Source organism: Iodobacter violaceini (assembly GCF_011601265.1).
Classification (GTDB): domain Bacteria; phylum Pseudomonadota; class Gammaproteobacteria; order Burkholderiales; family Chitinibacteraceae; genus Iodobacter; species Iodobacter violaceini.
In genome coordinates this window covers 371,891-397,009 of sequence record NZ_JAAOLX010000003.1, presented here as the reverse complement: position 1 = coordinate 397,009, position 25,119 = coordinate 371,891, and the positions used below count along the sequence as shown (strand labels likewise).

Sequence of the window (25,119 nt, the reverse complement as noted above, 5' to 3'; positions counted from 1 at the left end):
TATAGAAACAAGTGCAGAGGCCTTCACGCCATATTGCGTATTCTTAAGCATATCCATGCTTGTTGCTTACTTATGTTTTTATACAAGTGTAAAAACAGTTATATTTACTGGCATCGTACAAGGGTGAATCAGAAATGACCATGAAGTGGATCGTGATTGTGTTTTGTACGCTGCTGGTGGGAAACACTTTGGCGAAATCGTCGTCCAAAAGTTATAGCGGCGGGTTTTCTTCTTCCCGCAGCAGTAAATCATCATCGGGCAAGCCTTCTGCTCCGCAAAATACCGGCAGCAGTGAATCTAAAAAAACATCGTTTGGTGTTTTTGGCAGCGCAAAGAAAACCGACACTCAAACCACACCCAGCCAGTCTGCATCGAATAAAAGCATGAGCCGTGCGGCAGAAAAAGATAAAGCTTTAAAGACACTGAATGAGCGGGAAGCCAGATCGCGGCAACCGGCTTCAAATATTTATATTCCTAATCCCAAACCTGATCAAAATCAGCAGGCTCCTGATCCCTACCGGCAGGCGGATTCAGAGCGCAATCCTAACCGTAATGGCTCGTTTGGCCAGTCTTTGGCGGGATCGGTGCTGGGCAATATGCTGGGCAATGCAATCAGCCGCTCCAGCCATCAGCAGGGCACAGCACAGAATCAACAGAATCAGGCGCAAAAGCCGGAGCAGTCTTCTGGCTGGCTGGGGGTGTTTTTCTTTGGTTTGATTGTATTTATCATCGCTTTTTTAATTCTGGCTTTTTTCTTAAGAAAAAAAGCGGCGCCGCAGCGTTACTCCTTAGGGGATCGTTAAGATCAACTTAATTCACTTATGGTTTAAACATCGTTGCTTTTGCAGCGGGCGAGCGCGCCTTGTAACGGATAAGGGATTGTAAAAATGGGCTGGAAAGACGCGTTTAATTACGGTTCTAAATTATTTGCAAAAGAAGAAGAGCGTCAGGATGCAGGTTTGCCTTTGGGGGCCAGAATTGGCAGCCTGATTACCTTGCAAATGTCGCCTTTTATACGCGCCAGTACCAGTGGATCGGTGATTGAAGCGCCTGCTAATTTAAGCATGCTGATTCAGGCGGTAAGCCGGGTAAAAATCAATTTATCGGGGCATTTATATCGCCTGTATATTGAAACCGGCAACGATGAAACGCCTGAAAAATTTATCCAGGTCTTTCAAAACCAGGCAGGCGTGGTGGAAGAAGTCATGTATTGCACACGCTTAACGCGTGTTTTTCCAGCCAGTGCGGAGGATCAGGAAGCCTTTACCGGTGAGGCGGGCTATGGTTTGGGGTGCCAGAGCTACGCTTTAGCGCGCGAGCAGTTTGTGGAGCTGGGTTTTAGTGACAGCAGAATTGCGGAGATCTTTGGCGGGGAAGAGCAGCTGGAATATCAGCGTGATGCAGGCAGTGCCGAAGTGGAGTTTATTCCTCCTTTTACCGGCTCAGAAGTGCGGATTGATGATGCAATGGGCGCGCAGGGCTTAAGTCAGAATATCTGCTTTATGCCCTATGTGCGCCAATTGGCCAGTGGCCCGGAATACTTATTAATTAGTACAGAAGTCGTGACAAGCGAAGATGGCGATTACTCAAAACGCGCCATTCACGTTGATTTTATGATTGGTTTACCTTTAGAGCTGGAACGAATCACCGTGCAGTAATTGCTGGATGTAGCCTGGTGCTGAGCTTGCGAAGCCCAATATTTATGCGAAAGTCACTTTCTTTAATAAAGGAAATCCTATGTCTTCAGGTTGGAATTTAACGGCACGTTTAGTTGCAAAACACTTCAGTGCGCTCGGGGACAAAATCTCTGGCGTGATTGCAAATTTTGATCCTGAAACGGCAACCGAAGCAGATCGTGATCAGCTGCGCAGCGTGTTGCAGGATTCGGCACAAAAATTAGCCAAGGCCAGAGCTGATTTTGCCAAAGAGCAAAAAGATGTTGATGATTTAAAGGCCCTGATTGCTAACGATGAAAAAGCCTTAGAAACCCTGGCTGCACGTTTATCTGCGGGCACAATTTCTGAAGCCACCGTGACAGTGTTTTGCGATGAGCTGGAGGCCAATAAAGGCCGCGTGGCGCAGGAAGAACAAGAAGCTGCGGATGCCCGTGAATTTATGGGTGAGTTTGAAGAAATCGTGAAGCAGCTTTCCCAGCAATTGGCTGATTTTGATGCTGCGGCGAAAAAAGCGTTGCAAGCGCTTGCTGCCGCTGAAGCACAAAAAGATTTGCAGGCAGCCCGTCAGGCAAGGCAGGAACAATTGGCCGGTTTTAAAGGCGTATCGAATAATTCTAACGCTTTAAGTGCTTTAACCCGCCGGGCAGAAAAGGTATCGAATGAAGCGGCCGGGATGAAAATTATTACAGATATCGCGCAAAAGCCATTGGATCAGGCGGCTGAAATTGCGGCAATCAGGCAATCTGTGGCGGCCTCTGCCAGCGGTGAAACGGCGTTGCAGCGTTTACAGCGCTTGTCGGGCAAAGCTTAAGACGGTGCTGTTGTTTTAAGTAAAAGTGGGCGGAAACGCTCACTTTTACTGATTTATATGCTGCTGGCTGCAGCATCGCCTGGATCAGTTTGCATATTCAATTCATGCGCAAACAGGGGCTTGCCAAAGTAGTTGCCTTGAAAAGCCACGCAGCCAATCACCATTAGAAAATCGCGCTGCTCCTGTGTTTCCACTCCTTCCGCAATCACTTTCAGGCCAAGGCTGTGCCCAAGCACAATAATTGCGCGTGCAATAATGGCGTCGCTTGGATCGGACATAATATCCTGTACAAAAGACTGGTCGATTTTAAGCTGATCCAGCGGCAGTTGTTTCAGATTGGACAAGGATGAATATCCCGTGCCAAAGTCATCCAGAGAGAAGCTGACTCCTTGTTTTTTCAGATGATTCATTTTGTCGATGATGTCTTCTATATCGTCGATCAGCATGCTTTCTGTGAGTTCTAATTTCAGCTTTCTGGGGTTTACTCCGGTTTTTTTCAGGGCATAGCTGACGTGTTCAACAAAATTAGCCTGCGTAAACTGCAGGGCGCTTACATTGACGGCCATGCTCCAATTTGCGGTTAAAGGCTGCAATGACCATTGATGCAGCTGATTGCAGGCCGTTTCGAGTACCCATTGCCCCAGCGGTAAAATGATGCCGGTTTCTTCGGCAAGCGGAATAAACTCAAGTGGCGCAACTAAACCCCGCTCAGGGTGATTCCAGCGAACAAGGGCTTCGGCTCCGGTTATCTCGCCGTTGTTATCCACTTGTACCTGATACTGCAGTACAAATTCCTGCCCTGCAAAACCCCGGCGCAAATCCCTGACTGATTCATCATGTGCAGCAGCAGCGGCCTGCATCACGGGGTCAAAGAAACGGGCCGTATTCCGCCCCGCACTTTTGGCCTGATACATCGCCACATCGGCTTTTTTGAGCAGCTCCTCCATGCTTTCCAGGTCTTCCAGAAATAAGACAATACCAATGCTGGGGGTGCTGGAGTAAACATGCTCGTTAAGCGCATAAGGCAGGCCAAGTTCTTCCAGTATTTTGCTGGCGATAAGCTCGGTTTGCGTAACCGCCTCGTGGGGATTGGTGCTGAGTTCTTCGAGCAGGACAACAAACTCATCCCCGCCCAGACGGGCCACGCTGTCTCCTTCCCGCACACAATTTTGTAATCTTTCGGCCACCTGCTGCAGTAAGAGATCTCCCAGGTCATGGCCTAAATTATCATTCAGCTGCTTGAAGTGATCCAGGTCTAAAAACATCAGCGCCCCGTGCTGGCCGTTACGAGCCGAGGTAATCATGGCTTGCCTTAGCCTGTCTGCCAGTAAACGCCGGTTGGCAAGGCCTGTCAGCGGGTCATAAAAGGCAAGCCTGCGAATTTCCTGCTCGTTTTCGCGGTTTTGCGTGATATCCCTGATCAAACCAATAAAGGTGATTCTTCCTGTCAGATTGATTTTTGATACCGACAGGCTCATTGGAAACAGCTGGCCATTTTTGCGCAGGCCTTCTACCTCTCGTGGAACACCAATAATGCGCGCTTCACTGGACTGATAGTTTTGCAGATAGCTGTCATGGTGGCTGCGATGCGGCTCTGGCATCAGCAGGGAAATATTCTTCCCTGTTATTTCTGCGTGGGAATAGCCAAAAATGGCGCTGGCAGCCTGATTAAAAGATTCAATGATGCCGCGTTGATTTATCGTAATGACCGCATCGGCCATGTTATCTAAGATCGTTTGCGTGTGTAAGGCTGAGTCATAGCGAACGGCCTCACTGTGCTGCCATGCATCGAGCATTCCGTTAAATTGCTTTGCAACGGCTTTGATTTCCAAAGGGCCATCCACACTGGCGCGGGTATGGGTATCGCCTTCTGCAACCTGTCTGGCTGTGCGGACCAGCCTGCTGATGGGCTGAATAATAAATATACTGATGCGCCAGGCCAGCAGCAGCGCCAGTATAAGAAAAATGATGCTGAGAGTAAGGCTGTACCATAAGTATTGAGTGTATTCGGCAAAAACTTCTGCCTCAGGAATCCCTGCAAATACGCGCCATTTTGTTCCCGGTACTGTGGCAAATGAGTTAAGCCGGCTGATGCCGTCTTCATTTTTAATAATGCTTAGCTCATTGGGGCGGGCCGATGTTGTGTATTTTGTTTTTTGGCCGATCCATGTTGCGGCATCCCCGGAGTGAAGCGCAATGATATTGCGCTGATCGATTACCGTGATAATGGTTTGTGCGGGCGTGCTATGAAAAACATCTTTGCTGAATTTGAGTAAATCCAGAGGCAAAATGAGCAGCCCGCCCAGCGCGGGATTAAAAACAGGCTGAGCCAGTACCGCAACCCAGCGCCCGGAAGAGCTGCCCACATCGGCGTCACCCAGGGTGAAATGCTGCGTTTGTATTGCTTCGGTAAACCATGGGAATTGCTCCAGCTGGCGGGTGCTTGGTGGCTGGCTTAAATAGCTGCAGATGGGCTGTGCATTTTTGTCCCGCAGAGACAGGGTGGTGAATTCGGGAGAGAGCTGAACAAACTCTTTGAGAAGCGGATCGCAGTGTTGTGGATCAAGTGCTTTTACCTGCGGCCTGCTGGCGATTCTAAGCAGTGTCTGCTGGTAGCGATGTAAGCGACTGGCAATGTCAGAGGCCGAGTTATTGGCAATGATTTGTACTTTTGCATAGGCCTCTTTATGTAACTGCTTCAGCTCATGATTCAAAAAGAGGCCCAGCATGACAACAAATGGCAGTGTAATGGCGAGCGTCAGCAGAAAAAGCTGGATGCGGATAGAGAGTCGCTGCAAAGAGGTAATCATCATAAGTCGTTCATCAGAGTCAGATAAAGCGAAATGCCGGATGATGTAAACATCATACTGCTGTTTTGTTCTTCAGAGCGCTAAAGCTCCTCCTGTTAAGAAGGTAGAATAGTAAAAACGGGGAAAAACTTGTTTTTGGTAACAGATAAGCAGCACGCTTGAAAACAGGCTTTGGCGAAAACGAAATAAATACAAGTATTCTTCCCGGAAGAAAGTGATCTTTTTGCCCGGATTTGTGTTTTGGGGATACTCCTTTTTATCTGCATATTTATCCTTTAAATATAAGCTGCAGAACGCTGAAAATCTCTGATGTTCATGCGGAGTTTTTTGCAAAAAAATAAAGATATTATCTTGTATGCAATTTGCATTTTATTCTTTGCATGATGGGCTTTATTTCATGGCACAGAATGGGCTAAACCCAAACTTTGCATAAACGTCATGGTGCGATGACGTGATAAACTCGCGCACGTCTTTTAACACCCTTCTTTTTGGAATTCCCGGCATGACGATAGTCACCCGCAAACAGCAAGAAAGCCTTCAGGAAAGCTTGCAACAGGTTGTTCGCCTGTTGGACAGGCATCGCGTTGTTGAAGATATGGTGCATCGTCAGGATATGGCTAAGCACGAGCTGGTTGAGCAGCTGGTGCATAAGCAGAATTTGGTCGAGTTACAAAAAAAGCTGGCGAGTTTGCACCCCGCAGACGTAGCGCACATCTTAGAGGCCTTGCCTTTATTTGATCGCTTGCTGGTTTGGGAGCTGGTGAAATCCGAGCATGATGGCGAAATCTTGCTGGAAGTATCCGATGCAGTGCGTGAATCGCTGCTGGCCGATATGGAAAACTACGAGATTATCGCCGCGGCCGAGCATCTGGATGCTGACGAGCTGGCTGACCTTGTGCCGGATTTATCCAATGAGGTACGTTCTGAATTATTAGGCGGGCTGGATGAGGAGGAGCGGGCGCAGCTGCAATCGGCGCTTTCATATCCTGAGGATGAAGTTGGCTCCTTAATGGATTTTGAGATGGTCACTATCCGGGATGACGTTACCCTGGAAGTGGTGCTGCGCTATCTGCGCCGCTTTGACGAGCTGCCTAATCACACCGATAAATTATTTGTGGTTGATCACGAGCAGGTGCTTAAAGGCGTGCTGGCGATTAATCACCTGCTGGTTTCCGATCCCGATTTAACCGTGCACGATGCCATGGCCACTGATGTAGTGACTTTTCGCGGCCACGATGATGCCGGGGATGCCGCGCAGGCGTTCGAGCGTTATGACTTAGTGTCTGCACCGGTGGTGGATTCCAACCATAAAGTGATTGGCCGCCTGACGGTGGATATGATGGTGGACGTGATTCGTGAAGAATCTGACGCCGAAGTCTTGTCTCTGGCCGGTTTGAAAGAAGAAGATCTGTTTTCCAGCGTGTGGAAATCCGCTAAAAACCGCTGGCCATGGCTGGCGGTGAATATCTGTACCGCTTTTGTGGCCAGCCGCGTGATTGGCGCTTTTGAAGAAACCATTACCCATTTAGTGGCGCTGGCCGCTCTGATGCCGATTGTTTCGGGCATTGGCGGTAATACCGGTACGCAAACCATTACCCTGATTATTCGCGGCCTGGCTTTAGGGCAAATTACACCGAGTAATTCAAGCCGCCTGATTGGCAAGGAAGTGGGTATTGCGCTTTTAAATGGCCTGGTTTGGGGCAGCGTACTGGGCGTAATTGCATGGCTGCTTTACCGCCAGGTTTCGTTGGGCGTGGTGATGATGGCGGCCATGATGCTGAATCTGTTAGTTGCGGCTCTTGTGGGGATTTTAGTGCCGCTCACCATGCAAAAATTGGGACGTGATCCGGCATATGGCTCATCAGTCCTGCTGACCGCCACCACCGATTCGATGGGCTTTTTTATTTTCCTTGGGCTGGCTTCGGTCTTCCTGATGTAATGGGCAGAGTATGCGTTTTTCAAAAGCACAGGAACAATGGTTTGTACTGCTGGCTTTAGCCAAATGGCTGTTGCTGGCTGTTTTGGTTGGTATTCTCGCTGGCACGGCCTCGGCGTTTTTTCTGTTTGCTTTAGACTGGGCGACTACGACAAGGCTGGATTATCCCTGGCTGCTGGCGGGCTTGCCCATGGCGGGGGGGATCGTTGGCTGGATTTACTGGCGCTTTGGTAAGCAGGTTGAGGCAGGCAATAATCTGCTGATTGATGAGATTAATGATCCGCAAAAAATTATCCCGCTCAGGATGGCGCCTTTGGTTTTGGGCGGCACCGTGGTTTCCCATATTTTTGGCGCCTCGGTAGGGCGTGAAGGCACGGCAGTGCAAATGGGCGCGGCGCTGGCTGATCAGCTGACCCGGCTGTTTCGCTTACAAAATGGCGACCGGCGCTTATTGCTGATGGCGGGGATCAGCGCGGGCTTTGCCTCTGTATTTGGCACGCCGCTGGCAGGCGCTGTGTTTGGTTTTGAAGTGCTGGCGATTGGCCGTATGCGGGTTGATGCCATCTGGCCCTGCCTTGTTGCTGCCGTGGTGGCCGATCAGGTGGGCCTCTTGTGGGGCGTGCATCATACGCATTATCTGATTGGGGCCATCCCCCCGGTTAGCCTTTGGGTTTTGGCCGCTGTTTTGCTGGCCGGGGCGATTTTTGGTCTGGTTGCGCGCAGCTTTGCCAATGTCACACACCAGCTTGCAGCTGGAATGAAAAAGCTCATTCACTACCCGCCGCTCCGCCCCTTTATTGGCGGGCTGCTGATTGCTTTGGTGGCCTGGTTTTCAGGTGCTGAGCGTTACTTGGGGCTGGGCATCCCAACAATTATCGAATCTTTTCAGCACCCGATGGCAAATTACGATTTTGCCGCGAAATTTGCATTTACTGTGGCGTCGCTTGGCAGTGGCTTTAAAGGCGGCGAAGTCACGCCTCTATTTTATATTGGCGCGACCCTGGGCAATGTACTGGCGCCATTTTTAAATCTGCATTTTGCTTTTCTTGCTGGTCTGGGCTTTGTGGCTGTATTTGCCGGTGCGGCCAATACGCCCATTGCTTCTACGCTGATGGCGATGGAAATGTTTGGGGCAGAAGTGGGCGTGTATGCAGCATTAGCCTGCGTAGTGAGCTATTTATTCTCCGGGCACACTGGTATTTACCGCGCGCAGCGCATCGTGCACGGCAAATACCGGGCGGCGCCTGAGGGCATTAAACTGAGTGAAATAGCGGCTTATCGTGCTTCAAAAAAGTAATCAAATTAAACAGCTGATGCGTTACTGCGAAAACCTAAATTTTGAAATACGTTTACCACGGAAAGCACGGCGTTTTATGGCGATAGTCTTGTTGTGCTTTTCTTCGTAGCCTTCCGTGTTTTTCCTTTGTTCCAAGGTTTAATATTTGAGTTTCATCCTTGGGTGGAATTTTAGCTGCCGTGTATGAATGAGCATGGTTTAGCCAACCGTTTTACGGAAGCCTTTATGAATTATTCAGCTTTATTGCTGCAAAGTGGTTTGGATAAGATTGATGCACAAGTTTTGTTTAGCCATTGCACGGGTAAAAACCGCGCATGGTTAATTGGCCACGGCCAGGATGAGGTTGATCCGGCCCATGTCAGTGTTTTTAATCCACTGGCTGCCCGCCGCAGAGCGGGCGAGCCGGTGGCGTATATTATTGGTTCGCGTGAGTTCTATGGGCGTGATTTTGTTGTAAACCCCAGTGTGCTGATCCCAAGGCCGGATACCGAGTTATTAGTAGAGCTGGCTTTAGAGCGGGCGGCGGACGGGGCAAGGGTGCTTGATCTGGGTACAGGCTCAGGCTGTATTCCGATTACGCTGAAGCTGGAGCGGCTGGATCTGGATGTGAGCGCCGTCGATTTATCCCCATCTGCCTTGATTGTGGCCCAGACCAATGCCAGCCGGCTGGATGCGGCGGTGCGTTTTTATCAGTCGGATTGGTATCAGGCACTGGGAGATGCACGTTTTGAGATCATTGTATCCAACCCTCCCTATATTGAGAAAAATGATCATCATTTAAGCGAAGGCGATTTACGCTTTGAGCCACGCAGCGCCTTAAGTGATGAGGGCGATGGCCTCGTGCATCTTCGCCGTATTATCAGCGGTGCGTGCCATCACTTAAAAGAGAGTGGCTGGCTTTTGTGTGAGCATGGCTGGGATCAGTCAGCGGCTTGCCGTTCCCTGCTGGAAGATGCTGGCTTTCATGAAGTGCAAAGCTGGCGTGATTTATCAGGCATAGAGCGTGTTACCGGCGGACGTTACACTCTGGCGTGATAAAACATGCAGTACACGAAATCTGCCGGATTTGGCTGTGAAATACCCCAAAATGGTCGGATTGAACCTGCCTTATGGGATTTACTTGCCGCGATTTTTTCATAAAAGTACAATACCCGAGTAAATACATCAGGTATCACAAAGGAAACTTAAAATGAACACGCAAGATCTGATTCGCCAGCAAGTAACTGAAAACGCAGTGGTTCTTTATATGAAAGGCACGCCTACCTTTCCACAGTGCGGTTTCTCTGCAGGCGCAGTACAGTTGCTCAAAAACTGTGGCGTCTCTTTTGCTGCGGTAAATGTGCTGGCTGATGCCGATATTCGTCAGGGCATTAAAGAATACGCAAACTGGCCAACTATTCCTCAGCTCTATATCAAGGGCGAGTTTGTCGGTGGCTCCGATATTATGAAAGAGCTGTTTGCCACGGGCGAGCTGCAAAAAATGCTGGAAGGAATTGGCGAAGAGTAAGGCGAAGATCAGTAAAGCAATCCAGGCCTGCCAGCTTAAGCGTGGGGCAGTGCCTGGTTTTATACAGAATAAGGCGTGTTAGTGGTTTTCCTTGCCCACCGCTGCTGTGTATACACCCTGCAATATAGTCTTAAAAACTGCTTCATATCATGGGTGGGGCGGTTTCAGTAAAAGACGGGCGCTCTTCAAGCTTGCTGTAAAATTTCTGCAAATTCGGATAGCGGCTCTGCCAGCCAAGCTCAGGCAGGCGAAAATCGATATAGGCCAAGGTGCATCCCAGCGCCACATCGGCCAAAGAAAATAAATCACTTCCCCACCATTTCTTCTCATCCAGCTCACTTGCAATCTGCTCAAGGCCGCGCTCTATTTTGGCTTGCTGATGCTCAATCCATTCTGTGGATTGCAAATGCGGCGGGCGGATGCGCTCTTGCCTGATTAATACCGCAGCATCGCTTATTCCGTCGGCGAGTGCTTCGCGGCGCTTAATGCTGATGGCCTGGCGATGATCACTGGGGATGAGTTTGCCAACCGGCGAGCTGTGATCCAGAAAATCTACAATCACTCTGGAGTCATACAAGGTTCTGCCATCGTCCAGCAGAAGAATCGGCACCTTACCCAGCGGATTCAGTGCGCTGACACTGCTTTCAGCTGCCCATGGATTGTCTTCAATCAGCTGACATTCAATGCGTTTTTCGGCAAGAACGATGCGTACTTTGCGGCCAAAAGGGCTGGTATACGAGGTAATCAGCTTCATGCCATCTGCATAGGTTGGGTTTGGGATTTCATCTTAGCCGTTTGTCAGGGGGGAAACCAGATTTGTGGTTTGAAAACAACGCAGATAATGGGGATGGGGCGGGTTTCACCCCAATCCTGTCAGCTTAAGCAAAACACAAATCGCAGGAGCGGCTTTCGCCGCGATGGCACTGCTTTTAAAATTATCGCGGCTAAAGCCGCTCCTGCGCTGCTGATGATTAAATAGTCAGGATTAGGCTTCACCCGTCCTTACCAATCACCATTTTTTTGTGGCTGGCGTAATGCACCTCGCTTCTTAACGCCTTACACCGCCGCCATCACTGCCTCAACTTCTTCTGCAGTGCGCGCAATATGCGGGCCAAGAATGCGGCTGCCCGTTTCGGTGATCAGCACATTGTCTTCGATACGGATACCGCCAAAGTCTTTGTATTCATTAAATTTGGCGTAATTAATCAGATCGCTGTGGCGTCCTTCTGCCTGCCAGCTGTCGATCAGGGCAGGGATAAAGTAGATGCCAGGCTCTACTGTAATCACCATGCCTGCTTTTAACGGCTTACCCAGACGTAAATAACCCATGCCAAATAAGTTGCTGCGTTCTACCCCTTCACCATAGCCGACTAAGTTTTCGCCCAGGCTTTCCATATCGTGCACATCCAGACCAATCTGGTGCCCAAGGCCGTGCGGGAAGGCGATGGCGTACGCGCCGGATTCAACAATCGCGTCAGCGTCGCCAGTAAAGAAGCCCAGCTTGCTCATAGCTCTGACCATGACTCTGGCGGCTAATTTATGGGCCGTCAGGTAAGGCAGGCCGGGTTTTAATGCGGCAATGGCCTCGGTCTGCATGGCCAGTACGGCATCATATAATTCGCGCTGGCGCAGGCTGAATTTGCCACCTACCGGAATAGTGCGCGTGATATCGCTGGCATAGCCGCCGGATGAGGTGGCACCGGTATCGTTTAGTACCAAATCGCCAGTTTGCAGTACCTGATGATGATGGTGGTTATGCAGCACTTCGCCGTTTCTGGAGAAAATGCTTGGGTAGGCCAGCTGTAAATCATGGCTTCGGACAATGCCTTCCATTAAGCCTACAACCTGATGCTCCAGCACGGTAGCGTGTGATGCACGCATCGCGGCATGGTGCACATCGCGGGTAATCGCCAGCACTTTTTCCATTTCGGCGATTTCTTCCGCCGATTTAATTTCACGTTGTGCAATCACGGCGTGGGTTAGGGCGCTTGAAAAGCCTGCTTTTACTTTTGAGCTGTCGGTGCTTAATAGCTTTGCCAGCTCCAGAATTGTTTCGCCACGATAGGGGGCCAAATATTGCACGGTAATGCCTGCCGCCTGGGCGGTGGCTAAGGCTTCGCCGAGTTTTGAGTAAGCCTGGCTCTGATTTACACCTGCAGTAGCCGCGCGCTCGCTTAAGCTGGGCTGAGGGCCGGTCCAAACGATATCAGCCACTTCCGGCTCATTACCAAACAGGGTTACCACATCATTGGCGGTATCGATCAGGCCGGCAAGGCCGGGCTCGTTCAGGCCAAAGTAGTAGCGAAAGCTGCTGTCCTGAATAAACGGGAAAATATTATCCGAGTAATTCATGGGCGAATCGACGTTGCCTAGCAGCAAAATCAGGCTATCCGGCAAGCTGGCAGAAAGAGTGGCACGGCGTTGACGATAGATTTCGGGCTGAAACATGGCGTTTTTCCATTGAATGTGTGGGGCGTATCTTTGTTGAAAGAGCGCCGTTTGTAAATGGGTGGAAGTGGCATTTAATCGTGCTGATACCCCCTGAATGGCTGATCTTTTTCTTTTACTAAATGAAACCTGGCGCTTTGCTGCTTAGTTTGCCTGCTAAAGATAGCTGGCTGATCTGCTGAGAAGTGAGGGGGCTGTACTGCTGCTGAGGCTCAAAAACAGCAGGGCTTTATTCGTATTTGTAATAAAGATTAAAAATTATTGTTAAATTTTACATATAGCTTATGTGATGATAATGTTGCTGCACAATAATTAATTGGCATATTCGGGGGTCAGGTTGCTGCAATTTTTAAAGCGTTTATACCTTACAGGGCTGGCGGGTTTCTCTGTTTTTTATGCAGGAAATATTTTTGCGGCCACAGTGCCAGCGATTGAGGATTTCTTTCGTAAGCCGGATATGGTTCAGCCTGTGATGTCGCCTTCGGGTCAGTATATTGCGGCGCTCATGTCGGTGGGGGCAGAAAAGCGTTTAAGGCTGGTTGTGCTCAATATGGATGATTTATCTAAACCCCGCGTGGTTGCCGGGTTTGCTGATGCGAATATCTCAGATGTGCATTGGGTGAATGATGATCGCCTCATTTTTAGTGCCGATGATGGCCAGTCACCCTATGCCTCCCATCAGGGGGCGGGTTTGTATGCGGTGGATCGAGAAGGCAGAAGCACCGTCCGCCGCTTAATTAAGCGCAGCTGGTCGAAAATTTCTGAGGCGGGCGTGATTGATCACGAGTTATCTGCCCTGCATGGTTTTTTTGCACCCTTAAATGATGGCAGCGATGACATCATTGTGGCTCGTTATAATTTAGATAATTTGCACGAATTAAGATCACTGACCTTACTCAGATTGAATACACGTACAGGCCTGAGCAAAACGCTGACCCAGGGGGCTCCGCAGGGAGCGAGGCATTGGGTGGTGGATGCCCAGGGCAATCCGCGTGTGGTTGTGGCGAGTGTCGGGGCAAAAGCGCGTCTGTACTGGAAGCCAAAACCACAGGATGAATGGGGGCTGGTGCAGGAGGGAGAGTTGTTTGGCAACAATGCCCTGAGTTTTGATCCCTTATTTTTAAGCAGTAATAATGTGCTTTACGCCAAGGCTTATGCAGACGCTAAGGCTGATACCCTGTCTTTAGTCAGTATCGATTTAAATAACAAGCCTTTAAAACCAGAGCCTGTTTTATCGCTTAAGGGGTACGATTTCAGCGGTGGTTTGATTCTGGACGAGCAGCGCCAGGGGCTGCTGGGGGTAAATTATCTGACCGACGCCAGGGGCTCACACTGGTTTGATCCGCAAATGAAAGCCTGGCAGGATAAGGTGAATGAGCTCCTTCCCGCTACACTCAACCTATTTGCGTGCAGAAATTGCCGGCAAGCAAAACAATTACTGCTTACATCTTATTCAGACCGGCAACCGCCTGTTTATCGTTTATTTAATCCACAATCGGGCGAGTTAACCCTGCTGGCGCCTTCCAGAAAATGGGTTAGTGCTGAGCAAATGGCTTCCCGTGATCTGGAACATTTCCCGGCCCGGGATGGCCTTGATATCCCGGTGCATATTACCCGGCCTGCAGAGCAAAAAGGCCCGGCGCCTATGGTGGTGCTGGTGCACGGAGGGCCTTATGTGCGGGGTGGTGAGTGGGGCTGGGACAGCCAGTCACAATTCTTAGCATCGCGCGGCTATGTGGTGATTGAGCCCGAATATCGCGGGAGTACTGGCTTTGGTACGAAGCATTTTAAAGCGGGCTGGAAACAGTGGGGCTTGAAAATGCAGGATGATATTGCTGACGCCACACTCTGGGCTATTAAACAGGGTTTTGCAGATGCTAAGCGCGTCTGCATTGCAGGGGCCAGTTATGGCGGCTATGCCACATTAATGGGTTTGATTCGTTATCCGGAGCTTTATCGCTGCGGCGTGAACTGGGTGGGGGTGACAGATATTAATCTGATGTATTCCATTAATTGGAGCGATTCGGATGAAGTATGGAAAACCTATGGTATGCCTGTGCTGGTGGGCGATCCTGTAAAAGATGCCGCTCAATTAGAGCAGACTTCACCTCTTAAGCAGGCAAAGAGGCTGACTCAGCCGCTGCTGCTGGCCTATGGCGGGGAAGACCGCCGCGTACCGTTTGATCACGGCACATTATTGCGCCGGGCGCTGGAGCCGCATAATCCCAATACAGAGTGGATTTTTTACCGTGATGAAGGCCATGGCTGGTCTCAGGAAGAGAATCAGGTCGATTTCTGGAGCAGGGTGGAAAAATTTCTGGATAAAAACCTGAAGCCTTAAGTCCCGTGTGTGCAAGTGGCGGATATTTCTGGCTTTGATTTACGAATGCCAGCAAGCCGGGGGGGTAAAGACAGCTCCCCCGGTATCGTATTTGAATGGTGAAATCAGCAGCGCTTGTTTGAGGGCTTTATTGTTGCTGATGCACTTCCTGCAATGCCTGATTGAATTGCATTAAAAATTCACGGGCCTTGGGTTGATTGATGGGAGTAATCAGGTGCAGGGTGATTTTTTCAATGATGCCGCCAACAGGCACTGGGGTTTGGTGTAATTTTTTAGCCAGATGCGCGATGGTTTCCTTGCCTTGTTTTTGATCGGTAATAATAAAGTCGGCTTTGTCCTCGGCCATTAAGCGTATGCAAGCGCTCATATCGTAGGGGCGGATTGGAAGGAGCAATCCATTTTGAATCATGATTTCGATTTGCTTTAAGTAGGCCCAGCCCAGGGGGTGACAGTAACGCTTGCCGGCTAAAGTTTCGGGCTGCGTGCCGTCCAGATGGCTGCCTTCTAAGGCAAATACACGCATTTCAAGCACGAATAACGGATCGGAATAATCGAATAATTTACGCCGCTCAGGCGTGCTGATATAGGGAAAGGTGCCGGTATACGCGCCTTTCAGCGTTGAGCTATAGCCATTTGACCATGGCCGCCATTCCAGCTCATAGGGTAAGCGGGCTTGTTTCATTACTTTTTTAACTAAGGCAGCAGCCAGCCCGCCATCTGGTAAGGAAGGGTCTGTATAGGGAGCGTAATCCGGCCCTGTAACCAGCTTCACGGGCTCGGCCAGAGTAAGTGCGCTCCAGATGAAAAGCATGATTGCTAACTTGGGCATTGAATTTGTTCTCTTGGCTGTTCAGGTATTTTAGACACAGATCGCCATGATGATGCCCAAGTTGATGATTTGCTGCAGACAGCCTGCCCTGAATGAGCAGGCTGCTGCGTTTAACTGCCTAAGTGTTTGGCAAAGAAGCGCTCCATAGCCTCATAAGCATCAAAGCGGTTTTCCTGATTATGAAAACCATGGCCTTCGTTTTGCTTAACGATGTATTCCACTTCGATTTTGCGTTTTTTAAGCGCTTCAACAATCTGATCTGATTCGGCGATATTCACCCGCGGATCTTTCGCCCCCTGTAATACCAGCAGTGGCGCTTTGATTTTGTCCACATGGAAAACCGGCGAGGCCGATTGCATCAGCGCCTTATCTTTTTCCGGATTGCCCACCATTTCATACATCATTTCCAGATAAGGCTTCCAGTAAGGCGGGATGGTATTCATAAATGTGAACAGATTACTTACCCCTACATAATCCACGCCGCAGGCATACAGATCGGGTGAGAAAGTCATCCCTGATAAGGTGGCGTAGCCGCCGTAGCTTGCGCCATAGATGCATACTTTTTTCGGGTCTGCCACGCCTTGTTTAATCAGCTCTTGTACACCATCGCTGATATCGTTTTGCATGGTTTTGCCCCACTGCTTAAACGACGCTTGCCAGAAGGACTTGCCGTAGCCGGTGGAGCCACGGAAATTCATTTGCAAAACAGCGTAGCCACGGTTGGCTAAAAATTGCACTTCCGGATTAAAACCCCAGCTGTCCCGGGCCCATGGGCCGCCATGCGGGTTGACAATTACAGGCAGGTTTTTAGCTTCTTTGCCTAAAGGCAGCGTCAGATAGCCATTGATGGTAAGCCCGTCGCGGCTTTGATAACTGATCGGTTTCATCTTTGCCATTTGCTGTTCTGGCAGCTCTGGCGAAATATCGGCAAGTTTTTCCAGCTTGCCGTTGGCGTAGTAATAACGGCTGCCCCGGCTGCGGTCGTTCCATGTGGAAACAATCCAGGCGTTTTCGTTTTTATTGCTTTGCAGGCGTAATTCGTAGCCGGGCAGCCTGGCCTGTAAGTCTTTTAGCAGGGCTGCGGTGTCTTTATCCAGTACATGGCGCTCTTCTTTCCAGGTTTCAAAGGTAGCGGCCGTCAGCACTTTGCGCTTTTTGGAGAACAGCAAGCCACCCACATCAACATCATTGCGCTCATATACCACTTTGAGCTCTTTGCCGGTGGCCGGGTCCAGCTCCACAATCGCCAGCTTATCGCGGCCAAGGTTAGACGTGGCGTAGAGGCGTTTATTATCAAAGGTAAAGAAGAGCGGCTGTACCGTGTCTTTGTAGCTGGTGGTGAGTACCACTTTAAATGGGGATTTTTCATCGCTGCGGTAGAGCAGGCTGCTGCTTACACCATCGGTGGTTTTAGCGGCGCGAATCTGCCCTGTGTGATCGGTGATCCAGCCATCGATATTGCCTGGGTTTTCTGCCACAAGGGTCAGCTCACCGGTTTTGATATTCAGGCGGTAGGCATCAAAAATTTCCGGATTTCGCTTGTTTAAGCCAATCAGTACATCGTTCGGATGGTCTTCCAGCTCATCGATCAGCTCGACGCGTACTTTTTCAAATGGGGTTAAATCTTTGGTGGCCTTGCCTTCTTTATCTACCGCAAATAAGTGGAAATTTTCATCGCCGCCATTGTCTTTTAAAAACAAAATATGATCGTCGCCCTTCCAAAAATATTGGCGGATATCACGGTCTGTAATGGCGGTAATGGCTTTGGCCTTGCCACCATGCGGCATGATATGAATATTCAGCCGGTCGGCCACAGGCTGAGTGAAGGAAATAAACTGACCACTGGGGGATAGCTGGTAATTGCTGCTGGGCGGATTTTTAAAAAAATCGCGCATAGGAATCTTAGGCGTGATCACTTCATCTGCAATTGCAGTACCCGATAAAGCAAGCATAAGGCCGGCGGTTCCGGCGGCAAAAAGGTGTTTCATTGCATATCCCTGGCTGATCTGTGTACCAAAAACTATATCTAAATATCCCATTAGAATTGTCGTTAAATTGTAATCAGCACTCCATCCTGATGATCATCGCGCTTATTTGAGTTTTTCTGCTTTTTTAATTTTATTTAAATGCTGATTTTTCTTACTTTGGTTTTAAAAGGCAGTTTTCGGGCGAAAAGGGAGAAGGCTGAGGCAGGAAGGGTAAATGCGTTTTTCTGGGAATTAGCCGGGGCTGTTTATTATTTATAATCCCAGCGGAAAAAATGTTTTATCTTTTCCGCTGGGGAGTCATTAATCAAAACCTTTAATGTGCTCGCCGCGCAAAACAGGTAATTGCCAGCGTAAACGCATTGCTAATAATCTGAAACTAAAGCCCGCAACTAAGGCAATCATTGAGGCGGGGCCGGTTTCTACTTTTAAATAATGCAGCAAAATATACAAAGCGCCGGTAGCCAGAGACACACTGGCGTAAAACTCGCGGCTCAGTACCATTGGTTGCTGATTGCAAAGCACATCGCGCAGCAGCCCGCCAAATACGCCGGTTACAACTCCCGCCATAATGGCTATGCCGGGATGCACGCCAGCTTCCATACCGATATTGCAGCCAATAATGGTGAAGGCTACCAAACCCAGTGCATCAACAAGCAAAAATAAGCGGCGCAGATGATGCAAATGGCTGGCGATTAAAGCAGTTAAAGCGGCTGCCCCAATGGTAAACAGCAGATATTGCGGGTGCGCCACCCAGCCCAGCGGATAGTGGCCCAGCAGCATATCGCGTGCTGTACCACCACCCAGTGCGGTGACCGTGCCTATAAAACAAATACCAAATAAATCCATATTGCGGCGCATGCCCATCAGCGCTCCGGACATGGCTTCGGCAGTGATGGCAATCAAATAGATAGTGTAAAGCAGCATTTCAAACTTCTTTTATCAGAGTGGGGCATAAGTGCTTATGCGAAATAATTAATTAAATGACATTATCCATAAGTGTTTGGATATATTGAATATAATTTAATAAAAATAAGGTATGCTTAAAAATTCTTAATATGTGAAAGATACGCTGGTGAATTTAGACCCCAGACAAACCGAAGCGCTGCGTGCCGTGATTGAAACCGGCAGCTTTGAACAGGCGGCATTGCGCTTACATTTAACGGCTTCTGCTGTCTCGCAGCGGGTGCGGGCGCTGGAAAGTAATCTGGGTAATCCACTGGTCGTGCGCAGCCGTCCGGCCCGGGCCACGCCGGTAGGCCAGCGATTGCTGCAATATTTGCGCCGTGTGATGCAGCTGGAGGCCGATCTGGCTTCAGATTTAGCCGTGGAGCGTTATTCGCCCCTGCTCCTGACTATTGCACTGAATGCAGATACGCTGGGCACATGGTTTTTCCCTGCGCTGGCGCAGGCACTGGTCAATGAAGAAGTGCTGATTGATTTAATTGTTGAAGATCAGGATCACACCTACACCCTGCTCGAATCAGGGATGGCCATAGGCTGCATTGGCAGCGAAGAAAAACCCATGAAAGGCTGCTTTGCCGATGTCTTAGGCGTGATGCGCTATCGCCTGGTGGCGAGCAAAAGCTTCTGCCAGCGCTGGTTTCCTCAGGGTATTAACCGCAGCGATGCGCGGCGTGCTCCGGTGGTGGCGTATTCTCACAAAGATACGCTGCAGGCAGGCTTTCTGGAAAACCACTTTGGGCTGCTGCCCGATGCCTATCCCTGCCATTATGTGCCCGGCACCGAGCCCCATCTGGCAGCTATTTGCCACGGCTTAGGCTATGGCATGGTGCCCGAGCTGCTGCTGGCTGAATCCACTGGTGATCTGATTGATCTTGCACCGGATTACCCGTGCGATGTAAAGCTTTACTGGCACTCATGGAAAGTACAATCGCCGCGTATGGAAGCGCTGTCAAAACAGATTGTGGATGCGGCAAGAGCAGTACTGGGCACGCCTCTTTCCGGGTAGCTATATATGAATACTTGCCGGTGAGTGCCATGCAGGCAACAACTTGTCAGCTGCATATCTTAGAAAACAGGATGGCAGTGTATATTGCTTAAATTCGTAAGGTGTTTATTTCGCGCATAGAAAACCGCTATGCTTGTGAAATAAACGGGCTTAAATAAGTGTGCATTGCCATTTAAATCATAAAGGGAGGTCTATGAAAAAAAATATAATCAGATTCTCCTGTTTGGGGCTGATGATTTATGCTGCATCCGCAATAAGTGCACCACTGGAGCTGGTGACGCTGCAGTATCCCCCTTATCAGTATGAAGAAAATGGGCAGACTAAAGGTTTTGTGGTGGAGATCGTAAAAGAAGTGTTTCGCCGGATGCAGCAGCCCGTAAACATCACTTTAATGCCCTGGACCCGCTCAATTAAAATGATTGAAGATGGCACTGCTGATGCTGTTTTTACTGCATATAAAACGCCAGAAAGAGAAGTATTTGCGGATTATTCTAAAGAAGTGCTGATGCCGCAGGCAGTGTCATTATTTGTTTTAAAAGAATCAAATATTAAGTTTGATGGTGATTTGCAAAAGCTGGCTAATTACAGTTTTGGTGCGGTAAATAAAGTCAGTTATGGGGATGTTTTTGATAATGCAGTTAAAAATAAAATGATTAAAGCCCCGGATGTGACGTATACCGGTGAACAGAATGTGGAAAAATTATTAGCAAAACGTTTTGATATTCTGGTCAGTAATAAGTATGGCGCCTTAGATATTTTAAGGCGCAAAGGTGCTGAGCATAAAGTGAAAGAGCTTGCCCCCGAAGTGCAGGCTATTCCCAGCTATATGGCTTTTTCCAAAAAAAGAAATCTGAGAGCGATAAGGGATAAATTCGATGAAATTTTATCCGCGATGAAAAAAGACGGCAGCTATCAAAGAATGATTGCCAGCCAGAGCCCGGTTGAATTAAAAATCAAATAATGATTGCATGGCACATTTAAAAAACGGGAAGCCCTGGCTTCCCGTTTTTTATTTCAGACGATTAACACCTGTAAACCATTAATAGCGGTAATGCGCCGGTTTATAAGGCCCTTGCTTGGGTACGTCGATATAAGCCGCTTGCTCGTCGGTCAGCTCGGTGAGTGTTGCGCCGATTTTTTTCAGGTGCAGGCGGGCCACCATTTCGTCGAGGTGTTTGGGTAAAACATAAACGCCAACCGGATATTGCTCGGTTTTGGTAAACAGCTCGATTTGCGCCAGTACCTGATTGGTAAAGGAATTGGACATCACAAAGCTGGGGTGGCCGGTGGCGCAGCCCAGATTTACCAGACGCCCTTCGGCCAGCAGGATAATACGTTTGCCATCAGGGAAAATAATATGATCGACTTGCGGTTTGACGTTTTCCCATTCGTACTGGCGTAAGGACGCAACCTGAATTTCGCTGTCAAAGTGGCCGATATTGCAGACGATGGCGTTATTGCGCATCTTGAGCATGTGTTCGTGCGTAATCACGCCCACATTGCCGGTGGTGGTAACAAAAATATCGCCCTGATCGCAGATGCTGTCCATTGTCACCACACGAAAGCCTTCCATGGCGGCTTGCAGCGCGCAAATCGGATCGATTTCGGTGACGTAAACGGTGGCGCCCAGGCCGCGCAGGCTTTGGGCGCAGCCCTTGCCCACATCGCCATAGCCAAGAATCACGGCGGCTTTACCTGCGATCATTACATCGGTAGCGCGTTTAATGCCATCAACCAGTGATTCACGGCAGCCGTAAAGGTTGTCGAATTTAGATTTTGTAACGGCATCGTTAACATTAATGGCAGGGAAGGAGAGACGGCCTTCACTGTGCATTTTATACAGGCGGTGTACACCGGTAGTTGTTTCTTCGGTGACGCCTTTAATATAAGCAAGGCGGGTGGAGTACCACTTAGGATCTTTGGCCAGTGTGGCTTTGATTGAGGCAAACAGCACGATTTCTTCTTCGTTGCCGGGGGCAGAAATCACCGAGGGATCGGTTTCAGCACGTGCGCCAAGGTGCAGCAAAATGGTGGCATCACCGCCATCATCCAGAATCATATTGGCGTACTGGCCGTTGGGGAAATCAAAAATGCGGTGGGTGAAGTCCCAGTATTCTTCGAGTGTTTCGCCCTTGTGGGCAAATACCGATGTACCTGCAGCAGCAATGGCCGCTGCGGCGTGGTCCTGGGTAGAGAAAATATTGCAAGATACCCAGCGCACCTCGGCCCCCAGTGCTTGCAACGCTTCAATCAGCACAGCAGTCTGGATGGTCATATGGATAGAGCCCGCGATACGGGCTCCTTTAAGTGGCTGTGCTTTGGCATACTCGCTCCGCACAGACATCAGGCCGGGCATTTCTGTTTCTGCAATGCGAATTTCTTTACGGCCCCAATCTGCCAAAGATAGATCAGCGACTTTAAAATCAAGATTTGCCACAGTGGTGATTCCTATCTGTGGCCGGGATGGCATCTCCAACACGCATGCCGTACCCGGCGCGGGTTTACAGGAGAGCGCAGTTAAGAAATTCGAGCCTGGCCCCTGGCAGTCTGTCGGACTTAGGCGGTCGTAGCGAAAAATCGCATGGCCGGGACCAGTTTTTGCCGGATTTGTAGTGCCAATAACGAGTTATTGGTCAGAAAATCGGTGCAATATGGGCCGATCAGGTGATTCTGTCGCCGACTGATGCTAAGTTCGACAGGCTGCTAAGGGTTGCAGCGCCCCTCGAATGTGCTTTCATTATAGCGTTAAGAATCTGATGATTGTCTTGTTTACAATGCAGTATTTGCTTACATTAAGTAGCATTCGCACAAAGTGATGACAGGACTGGTTCTGCAGTTGGTAGCAAACTAGAAACAATGCGTTGCATTTATGCTGTGATTTTTAAAGTAAATTTATTTAGGGTCAGTTGGCATAATGAATTGTGCCGCTATCAACCAAGGTTGTGGAATGAAATTAAAACGATGCGCCAGCTTGATCCTGGTCCTGGCTTTAAGTGCCTGCGGATCAATGCGCCAGTATCAGGCCGAATCGCAGGGGGCGATTGATTTTGCCCGCGCAGGCAAGCCCGATAGCGCCCTGGCTGTATTGGAATCGAATAATAGCGATAAAGACCTTTTGTATTATTTGGAAAAGGGTCAGTTATTACAGCTAAAAAGTGACTGGTCTGGCAGTACCGGCGCCTGGCTGAAGGCGGATGCCAAAATTCAGGATTGGGAAGACGCCGCTAAAAACTCACCTGATAAATTAATGGGTGAGGTGGGCAGCTTTTTAATCAACGATAAAACCCGTCGTTACGATGGCTACGATTACGAAAAAGTATTGCTGTCTACTCTGCTGGCTATGAATCATGCCGCAGCAGGGGATTGGGCTAATGCACGGGTTGAAGTCAAAAAAACGCATGAACGCGAAGCAATTATTGCGGAGTATCGCTCGCGTGCATATGAAAAAGACGAAGCAGAGGCTAAAAGCAGAGGTGTAAAAACGACGTTTAAAGATTTAAAAGGCTATCCAACCGAAACGCTGGATGATCCGGACGTTTTAGCTTTAAAAAACAGCTATCAGAATGCGTTTAGTCATTACCTTGCGGCTTTTGTTTATGAAGCGCTGGGTGAAAAAAGCCTGGCAGCGCCGGGCTATCGCAAGGCTATCGAGCTGCAGCCCAATACCAGGATTTTAGAAGATGGCTTGTCTCAGCTCGACAGCAAAACCAGTAAACGCGGAATGAGCGAGGTGTTGTTTGTGGTGAGCTCGGGCCTTGCCCCGGCACGCAAATCTGTGACGGTGCCCCTGCCCATTTATCGGGTTGGCTTAACGGCGATGTCTTTTCCTGTGATTCGCTCTGGCAACGATTTTGCGCCGTCGCAGCTTAAATTAGACGGGCGTTTTCTGCCGGTCAGCACCATCGCCAGCGTAGATGCCATGAGCCGCCGCGCATTGCGGGACGATATGCCGGGCATTATTTTGCGCTCCACTATCCGGGCCGTGACAAAAGGCGTGGCGCAAAAGCAGCTGAATGACCGGGACAATAACGCCAGTGCAATTGCCAGCTTAGTGCTTGGGCTGGTCAGCGTGATTACCGAGCAGGCCGATGAGCGTACCTGGAGTACCCTGCCCGCGCAGATTGCCATCGTGCGGGCAACCCTGCCACAGGGTATGCATAAAGTATTAGTGCCAACACTGCAGGGGCAGGAGGCGTTTGATATTAAAGTAAGCAGCCCTTACCAGATTGTGCCGGTCAGGGTGATGGGTAATCAGGTGTATTTAGGAAAGACAGATTTGTCATCTGTGGTATTAGACACAGTGGTGACTGAGAGCGCAGACGCTATGATTCAGCCAGCTAAGCCTAAAAAGGTGAAGAAATAATCATCGTGTTTTCTACTTTGAATAAAGGAATAACCATGAAAAAGTATCTTGCCCGTGGCGTTTTACTGGCCGCTGTTCTTGGGTTTTCAGCCATCGCCCAGGCCGCCCCGATTTCACTTTCTGATCGCATCGAGCAGCTGGGTGAAATGAAATACATCAAACTCACCGGCGGGCGCACCGCTCAGCGTAATGGCCTGCTGGCAGTGCAGCTTGAAATGCAGAATCAGGATAAGGGCGATCAGCAGCTTTATTATCGCTTCCGCTGGTTTGATGATGCCGGCTTTGTGGTGGGCGGCGAAGAAGTATGGAAGCCGCTTAAATTTATTGGTTTGCAAAAACAAGTTATCGACACCATTGCCCCCGTGCCATCTGCCGTGGATTTCAAAATGGAAGTCAATAGCCCGGACAACACAGGTGCAGTCCCTGCTGCTAAGTAATTTCTAAAGGATCAGATCAATGAAAACAATGAAACAAGCATTAAAGCTGAGCGCGGTATTGGCAGCAGTATTGCTGGCCACAGGCTGCGCTTCCAGCTCATCACCTACCGTAGGCGGTGGCGATGTGGTTTATGGCGACAGCAAGGCGGTTGAAACGGTCACCAATGAATTTGGCTCTACCGATTTGCAAATGATTTCAGAATCAATGGCGCGCTCTTTAATGCAGCACCCATCCATGGCTGGCCGCCCTTTAATTGTGGTGGCCGAAGTTAAAAACAAAACCACTGAATATATTGATACCCGCAATATCACCAATAGCATGAAAACGCAGCTGATGAAAAGCGGTGCTAAATTTGTAACCGACAGCAGCACATTAGATGCGCAGGTTGAAGAAATCCGCCGCCAGACAGAAAGTGGCTTATATAAAAATAAAGTAAAAGTCGGGCAGATGAAGGGCGCTAAATATTTATTAACAGGCGAAATTACATCGATTGTTAAAAAGAACGACAGCACTAAAGACGTTTATTATAAATTCACACTGATCTTAAAGAATATCGAAGAGGGTGTGGATGAATGGCAGGATGAAAAAGAAATTCGCAAAACATCCAAGCGTTAATTTGCAAGGCGGGCATATCACTGTGCCCGCTTCTTGCATTGCAATAAACGCTGGTAGTATTCAATGCATGGGCAAGGTAGAACCTTGCCCG

20 protein-coding genes are annotated in these 25,119 nt (G+C 49.3%); 13 read left to right on the top strand and 7 right to left on the bottom strand.

Annotated features, from left to right (window positions below):
* Positions 1 to 134: 134 nt before the first annotated feature.
* From HA050_RS07855 to HA050_RS07845, 3 genes are all read left to right on the top strand, one after another.
* A complete protein-coding gene (locus tag HA050_RS07855; protein WP_166824256.1) occupies positions 135 to 803 on the top strand; it encodes a hypothetical protein in 669 nt (222 codons plus the stop codon).
* Positions 804 to 887: 84 nt separating this feature from the next.
* Positions 888 to 1,658, top strand: coding sequence for a DUF2491 family protein (locus HA050_RS07850; RefSeq protein ID WP_166824253.1), 771 nt, complete (start codon positions 888 to 890; stop codon positions 1,656 to 1,658).
* Positions 1,659 to 1,737: 79 nt separating this feature from the next.
* On the top strand, positions 1,738 to 2,487 hold the full coding sequence (locus HA050_RS07845; RefSeq protein WP_166824250.1) for a coiled-coil domain-containing protein: 750 nt from the start codon (positions 1,738 to 1,740) through the stop codon (positions 2,485 to 2,487).
* Positions 2,488 to 2,540: 53 nt separating this feature from the next.
* Here the strand turns inward: HA050_RS07845 and HA050_RS07840 are convergent, their stop codons facing one another.
* A complete protein-coding gene (locus HA050_RS07840; RefSeq protein ID WP_166824247.1) occupies positions 2,541 to 5,300 on the bottom strand; it encodes a bifunctional diguanylate cyclase/phosphodiesterase in 2,760 nt (919 codons plus the stop codon).
* Positions 5,301 to 5,892: 592 nt separating this feature from the next.
* Between HA050_RS07840 and mgtE the strand changes: the two genes are divergently transcribed.
* From mgtE to grxD, 4 genes are all read left to right on the top strand, one after another.
* Positions 5,893 to 7,236, top strand: a complete 1,344-nt coding sequence (mgtE, locus tag HA050_RS07835) for a magnesium transporter (protein WP_439898216.1) — start codon at positions 5,893 to 5,895, stop codon at positions 7,234 to 7,236.
* Positions 7,237 to 7,246: 10 nt separating this feature from the next.
* A complete protein-coding gene (locus tag HA050_RS07830) occupies positions 7,247 to 8,530 on the top strand; it encodes a voltage-gated chloride channel family protein (protein ID WP_166824241.1) in 1,284 nt (427 codons plus the stop codon).
* Between the two features lie 225 nt (positions 8,531 to 8,755).
* The gene (gene prmC, locus HA050_RS07825) at positions 8,756 to 9,565 is read left to right on the top strand and encodes a peptide chain release factor N(5)-glutamine methyltransferase (RefSeq protein ID WP_205836340.1); all 810 of its coding nucleotides are present in this window, start codon (positions 8,756 to 8,758) and stop codon (positions 9,563 to 9,565) included.
* A 154-nt stretch (positions 9,566 to 9,719) separates the two neighbouring features.
* Entirely contained in the window at positions 9,720 to 10,037 is a 318-nt protein-coding gene (gene grxD / locus HA050_RS07820; RefSeq protein ID WP_099396373.1) for a Grx4 family monothiol glutaredoxin, read from the top strand.
* A gap of 142 nt (positions 10,038 to 10,179) precedes the next feature.
* Here the strand turns inward: grxD and HA050_RS07815 are convergent, their stop codons facing one another.
* Positions 10,180 to 10,791, bottom strand: coding sequence for a glutathione S-transferase (locus HA050_RS07815; protein WP_166824235.1), 612 nt, complete (start codon positions 10,789 to 10,791; stop codon positions 10,180 to 10,182).
* Between the two features lie 302 nt (positions 10,792 to 11,093).
* A complete protein-coding gene (locus tag HA050_RS07810; protein WP_166824232.1) occupies positions 11,094 to 12,485 on the bottom strand; it encodes an aminopeptidase P family protein in 1,392 nt (463 codons plus the stop codon).
* Positions 12,486 to 12,822: 337 nt separating this feature from the next.
* Between HA050_RS07810 and HA050_RS07805 the strand changes: the two genes are divergently transcribed.
* Positions 12,823 to 14,826, top strand: a complete 2,004-nt coding sequence (locus HA050_RS07805) for an alpha/beta hydrolase family protein (protein ID WP_166824229.1) — start codon at positions 12,823 to 12,825, stop codon at positions 14,824 to 14,826.
* Between the two features lie 127 nt (positions 14,827 to 14,953).
* On the opposite strand, the gene HA050_RS07800 is transcribed toward HA050_RS07805, so the two are convergent.
* The 3 genes from HA050_RS07800 to HA050_RS07790 form a co-directional block, all read right to left on the bottom strand.
* The gene (locus HA050_RS07800; RefSeq protein ID WP_166824226.1) at positions 14,954 to 15,637 is read right to left on the bottom strand and encodes a substrate-binding periplasmic protein; all 684 of its coding nucleotides are present in this window, start codon (positions 15,635 to 15,637) and stop codon (positions 14,954 to 14,956) included.
* A gap of 128 nt (positions 15,638 to 15,765) precedes the next feature.
* Positions 15,766 to 17,643, bottom strand: coding sequence for a S9 family peptidase (locus tag HA050_RS07795; RefSeq protein WP_166824223.1), 1,878 nt, complete (start codon positions 17,641 to 17,643; stop codon positions 15,766 to 15,768).
* Positions 17,644 to 17,943: 300 nt separating this feature from the next.
* Positions 17,944 to 18,567, bottom strand: coding sequence for a trimeric intracellular cation channel family protein (locus tag HA050_RS07790; protein ID WP_166824220.1), 624 nt, complete (start codon positions 18,565 to 18,567; stop codon positions 17,944 to 17,946).
* A gap of 148 nt (positions 18,568 to 18,715) precedes the next feature.
* Between HA050_RS07790 and HA050_RS07785 the strand changes: the two genes are divergently transcribed.
* Together HA050_RS07785 and HA050_RS07780 are read left to right on the top strand one after the other, a co-directional pair.
* The gene (locus HA050_RS07785; protein ID WP_166824218.1) at positions 18,716 to 19,612 is read left to right on the top strand and encodes an HTH-type transcriptional regulator ArgP; all 897 of its coding nucleotides are present in this window, start codon (positions 18,716 to 18,718) and stop codon (positions 19,610 to 19,612) included.
* 193 nt (positions 19,613 to 19,805) lie between these two features.
* Positions 19,806 to 20,573, top strand: coding sequence for a substrate-binding periplasmic protein (locus HA050_RS07780; RefSeq protein WP_240929010.1), 768 nt, complete (start codon positions 19,806 to 19,808; stop codon positions 20,571 to 20,573).
* Between the two features lie 78 nt (positions 20,574 to 20,651).
* Here the strand turns inward: HA050_RS07780 and ahcY are convergent, their stop codons facing one another.
* Positions 20,652 to 22,049, bottom strand: coding sequence for an adenosylhomocysteinase (gene ahcY, locus HA050_RS07775; RefSeq protein ID WP_308418893.1), 1,398 nt, complete (start codon positions 22,047 to 22,049; stop codon positions 20,652 to 20,654).
* A 510-nt stretch (positions 22,050 to 22,559) separates the two neighbouring features.
* Here ahcY and HA050_RS07770 point away from each other — a divergent pair.
* From HA050_RS07770 to lpoB, 3 genes are read left to right on the top strand one after another with little or no spacing between them, the layout of a single operon-like run.
* Complete coding sequence (locus HA050_RS07770) at positions 22,560 to 23,975, top strand: COG3014 family protein (RefSeq protein WP_166824214.1); 1,416 nt, start codon at positions 22,560 to 22,562, stop codon at positions 23,973 to 23,975.
* A 35-nt stretch (positions 23,976 to 24,010) separates the two neighbouring features.
* Positions 24,011 to 24,412, top strand: coding sequence for a YcfL family putative periplasmic lipoprotein (locus HA050_RS07765; RefSeq protein ID WP_099396384.1), 402 nt, complete (start codon positions 24,011 to 24,013; stop codon positions 24,410 to 24,412).
* 19 nt (positions 24,413 to 24,431) lie between these two features.
* A complete protein-coding gene (gene lpoB, locus HA050_RS07760; protein WP_218586925.1) occupies positions 24,432 to 25,028 on the top strand; it encodes a penicillin-binding protein activator LpoB in 597 nt (198 codons plus the stop codon).
* Positions 25,029 to 25,119: the final 91 nt, after the last annotated feature.

What these genes read in the sequence shown, in the direction of transcription:
- HA050_RS07855 (WP_166824256.1), top strand. Translation starts at nt 135, where the DNA reads ATGACCATGAAGTGGATCGTGATTGTGTTTTGTACGCTGCTGGTGGGA.
- HA050_RS07850 (WP_166824253.1), top strand. Translation starts at nt 888, where the DNA reads ATGGGCTGGAAAGACGCGTTTAATTACGGTTCTAAATTATTTGCAAAA.
- HA050_RS07845 (WP_166824250.1), top strand. Translation starts at nt 1,738, where the DNA reads ATGTCTTCAGGTTGGAATTTAACGGCACGTTTAGTTGCAAAACACTTC.
- HA050_RS07840 (WP_166824247.1), bottom strand. Translation starts at nt 5,300, where the DNA reads ATGATGATTACCTCTTTGCAGCGACTCTCTATCCGCATCCAGCTTTTT.
- mgtE (WP_439898216.1), top strand. Translation starts at nt 5,893, where the DNA reads ATGGTGCATCGTCAGGATATGGCTAAGCACGAGCTGGTTGAGCAGCTG.
- HA050_RS07830 (WP_166824241.1), top strand. Translation starts at nt 7,247, where the DNA reads ATGCGTTTTTCAAAAGCACAGGAACAATGGTTTGTACTGCTGGCTTTA.
- prmC (WP_205836340.1), top strand. Translation starts at nt 8,756, where the DNA reads ATGAATTATTCAGCTTTATTGCTGCAAAGTGGTTTGGATAAGATTGAT.
- grxD (WP_099396373.1), top strand. Translation starts at nt 9,720, where the DNA reads ATGAACACGCAAGATCTGATTCGCCAGCAAGTAACTGAAAACGCAGTG.
- HA050_RS07815 (WP_166824235.1), bottom strand. Translation starts at nt 10,791, where the DNA reads ATGAAGCTGATTACCTCGTATACCAGCCCTTTTGGCCGCAAAGTACGC.
- HA050_RS07810 (WP_166824232.1), bottom strand. Translation starts at nt 12,485, where the DNA reads ATGTTTCAGCCCGAAATCTATCGTCAACGCCGTGCCACTCTTTCTGCC.
- HA050_RS07800 (WP_166824226.1), bottom strand. Translation starts at nt 15,637, where the DNA reads ATGCTTTTCATCTGGAGCGCACTTACTCTGGCCGAGCCCGTGAAGCTG.
- HA050_RS07795 (WP_166824223.1), bottom strand. Translation starts at nt 17,643, where the DNA reads ATGAAACACCTTTTTGCCGCCGGAACCGCCGGCCTTATGCTTGCTTTA.
- HA050_RS07790 (WP_166824220.1), bottom strand. Translation starts at nt 18,567, where the DNA reads ATGCTGCTTTACACTATCTATTTGATTGCCATCACTGCCGAAGCCATG.
- HA050_RS07780 (WP_240929010.1), top strand. Translation starts at nt 19,806, where the DNA reads ATGAAAAAAAATATAATCAGATTCTCCTGTTTGGGGCTGATGATTTAT.
- HA050_RS07770 (WP_166824214.1), top strand. Translation starts at nt 22,560, where the DNA reads ATGAAATTAAAACGATGCGCCAGCTTGATCCTGGTCCTGGCTTTAAGT.
- HA050_RS07765 (WP_099396384.1), top strand. Translation starts at nt 24,011, where the DNA reads ATGAAAAAGTATCTTGCCCGTGGCGTTTTACTGGCCGCTGTTCTTGGG.
- lpoB (WP_218586925.1), top strand. Translation starts at nt 24,432, where the DNA reads ATGAAAACAATGAAACAAGCATTAAAGCTGAGCGCGGTATTGGCAGCA.